The sequence below is a fragment of the Microcoleus sp. S13_C5 genome (assembly GCF_036700845.1).
Lineage (GTDB): Bacteria > Cyanobacteriota > Cyanobacteriia > Cyanobacteriales > Microcoleaceae > Microcoleus.
Genome location: NZ_JAUBPR010000237.1, coordinates 1 through 3,410, shown reverse-complemented (window position 1 = coordinate 3,410; position 3,410 = coordinate 1). Strand labels below are relative to the sequence as shown.

General features: G+C 48.2%; 2 protein-coding genes. Both read right to left on the bottom strand.

Annotation, left to right across the window (positions count from 1 at the left end; translation table 11 throughout):
- Positions 1 to 226 precede the first annotated feature (226 nt).
- Positions 227 to 2,926 (bottom strand): helix-turn-helix domain-containing protein, encoded by a 2,700-nt coding sequence (locus tag QUA04_RS29060; protein WP_333264107.1) that lies wholly within the window; start codon positions 2,924 to 2,926, stop codon positions 227 to 229.
- 129 nt (positions 2,927 to 3,055) lie between these two features.
- A complete protein-coding gene (locus QUA04_RS29055) occupies positions 3,056 to 3,361 on the bottom strand; it encodes a hypothetical protein (RefSeq protein ID WP_333264104.1) in 306 nt (101 codons plus the stop codon).
- Between the last annotated feature and the right edge of the window lie 49 nt (positions 3,362 to 3,410).

The window sequence follows — 3,410 nt, the reverse complement described above, 5'->3', positions numbered from 1 at the left end:
TGTTGACTGCTGCCTAATTTTATTCTTTGATTTTGGGGGTGGTTTTTCGTCTTCTTTATACCCCTGAACGCTTACGTTTTGCCTGAACCGTTAGGGCCGCCAACCATGTAAATATTTGGCCTAATAGTAATATTAATTTTATCGCTTGTCTCTGAGTCCCCCTCGGCTGGGACGAGAGTTTGTGTAGGATTGGTTTCAAGCGCGGAATACTCAAAGGGATAACTAACTATCCTTTCCCTCCCCATGACATCTGAACCCAGCGGCGGAATAGTTCCACAGTAATACTGTAGCAACCATCACTTTCTCGAACCACATCGTGGCGTTCGAGAGTTTTTAGTGCTTCCTGTAAACTTGTCTCATCCATCCCTGTTTCTTGACTCAGCGTGTCGAGATTCATTCCTTCTAAGTGAGGTGCTAAGGCTTTTAAAATCTCCTGTTGTCCCGATGCGCCTTGCGTTGCTTGACCCCAAACTCCTGTAAAATAGTAGCGACCTCTGCTGAAGAATTCCGGATCGTTGATGACAGTTGCTACGTCTTCTAGTGTAAACATTGGATCGCGGGGGCGTCCGATTTCAAATACTTGGTCGTTGTAGAGGCGGACTAACAGAAATCCTACCAATTGCGTGAGGTAGGGTTGGCCATGAGTTAGTTCATAAATGCGATCGAGTGCTTCTGGTTTGTAGTCGAGGAGAAAATCATCATCGGGATTGGCTAAAACTTGGCGAGTTGCACCTTGACTCAGGAAACCCACTCGGATGGGGATAATGCTAGCAAAAAAAGGATTGAAATAATCCTGGGTCATTTCATCCAAGCTGTGCAATCCGGCAAAAGCAAAGGCTACTTTAGAACTCATTTGCACCATCCCTCGCAAAAAACCGATAAAATCTTGATTGATGTTCCCAGCGTCTATCAATTCTTCTATTTTTTCAAACTCGTCTAAAGCCACGATCAATCCAGTTTCTACATTTGCTATTACTTGTTCGATGTAGCGTCCAAAAGTGAGATAGGGTAAATCGAGGAAATCGCGATCGGCAGGAGGTGCAATTTTGACTGTTTTGGCAATGGCATCGGTGATGAATATTAGCAGTTCGCCGACTCCTTGAGAGCAATCTCCTACGCGCAGCAAATTGACGTAAGCCACCTGTACTTTTGAGCCTAAGCAGTTGCTAGCATTCAACAAAATCGAAGTTTTTCCCATCCGCCGATGACCGTAGAGAGCCACAGATTGAAGCGGATTGCCTTTTACCCACAACTCCTCTAGCTGTCTGATGATGTCTTCGCGGCCGACAAATAGATTGCCTTGGACTGGATCGCCAATTATATAGGGGATAGTAACAGGTTGAGTAATCGAAATATATCCGATTTTCCCGGTCAGTTGCAGTAATATTTCTTGCCATTTTTTGGCAGTTTTAATAATTAAATTTCGTTCACATTGTGGTATAATATCTGGACGATCGAGGATAGTTTCAAGTTCACCTAATGCTCGGTTGAGGGCAAGGGAACGGGCAGAACGAGATACGCTATTCTCGACGACTTGAACATCGGCAATTACCCGCCGTAGAGAAGCAATTGCTTCCCAAGTAGTGCCACGCAGCAGAGGTGGATTTGGGGAAGCAGGCAGCTTCAGGGAAGCAATCTCGGCTAGTTCTGCTGTTTGGTGAAAATCTGTGAGAATCTGCGCTAAGGTAAACATCTCCTCTCCATAAAGCAGATCTCGCACTACAGCGAAAGCTTCTGTAGCTTTGTCTGGTTCTTGCTCGTGGAGATACCAGAAACCAGCGGCAGAGGCACGGGCAGGAGTATTTAAACGAATTTCTGTTTGAAAACGATCTTGAATTTGTTGTCGCCAAGATGCGATAATTACAAAACCTTCTACTGCTTTTGACTTGATTCCTTCACCCAGAGAAGCTGAGGCAAAACGCACCAAATCCCAATCATAAGGATATTCTGATAATTGAGCGACGCGATAGATAAGTTGTTCTTTTGGTGTCTCTGCCAATACACGATTTACAGCTTTAACAACAGGGATAAACTGAAGGGTAAACCGTAGTAATTGGTTAATGTTGTGCAATCCTGTTTTCCAATCCCGCCTCAGCCAATTAGCTATTTGAGAAGACAGGTAGGGAAGAGGAAGTAGGGTAATGTGAGGAAGTTGTCTATTTAGCTGTTGACGCTGGAGTAGGGTAAACGGTAAAGCGAAAAGCCAATTTTCAGGACGTGCGATCGCCACGCCGGACGCCACGCCGAACGCTACGCCGAACGCCATGACCCACGCCACGACCCACGCCCCACGCCACGCCACGCCGAACGCCACGCCCCACGCGACGCCGAACGGCACGCCGGACGCCACGCCGAACGCCACGCCCCACGCCACGCCGGACGCCACGCCCCGCGCCACGCCGGACGCCACGCCGAACGCCACGCCCCACGCCACGCCCCGCGCCACGCCCAAGGCCACGCCGAACGTCACGCCCAAGGCCACGCCGGACGCCACGCCCCACGCCACGCCCCACGCCACGCCCCACGCCACGCCCAAGGCCACGCCGGACGCCACGCCCAAGGCCACGCCCAAGGCCACGCCCGACGCCACGCCGAACGCCACCCCGAACCAATCGATAGAAAGGCCTATTTCCTCGAAAAGTCTACTCAAGCCTACGGGGATAACAATGATTAACATCAAGGCTTGTAGAATTAACTGACGCTGGACGGAATTTTGACGCAACCACTCCCACTTTTCTCGCCCGGTTTTGGCATCTTCTAAATTAGATTCACCACCAAAAGTAGACTCATACCACCCCACAGCTTGAGGAAAGAAAAACACCCAATATAACAATCGCAGGTAATCTAAAGGATTCCACAAAGAAAGAGGACGCTTCAGTTTGGGAGCTAAATCTAACCGAGGAACAGGGCGATGGTTTTGACTCATAAATAGGTGGGAATGAATAAACAGGACTTACGCACGGCTGGTGAGAAACCGGGTTTTTTACCGAATCTGCGATTCTCTAACGAAATATTTTCGTAAAAAACCCGGTTTCTGGGCCCCCTTGTGTAAGTCCTAGTTGATATAACCAGCATAAGTTTGATAGCACAACTGCATCAATTTCTGAGGATAGCCGCCACTTTCAGCAATTAACCCCGCAATTTCTGCCTCAGTAAAATTCACGGGCTGAGCAACAGGTGTTAACCAGGAAGCCTGGAGGCGACTAGCAATAAATTCACGGCAGATTTTTTCATCCCATTGCTTCAGATTTTCCTCAATGTAAATCCCTTGGAAAGGAGATTTTTTGTCTTGACTATCAGGAAACAGGGTATCGAGAGAGGTGCAGGCGGCGACAACTAGTACACCTCGGCGTAAATACACAGACTATTAGACAGCCAAGACTTTACCCTTATATGTCCACTTAAAAGGT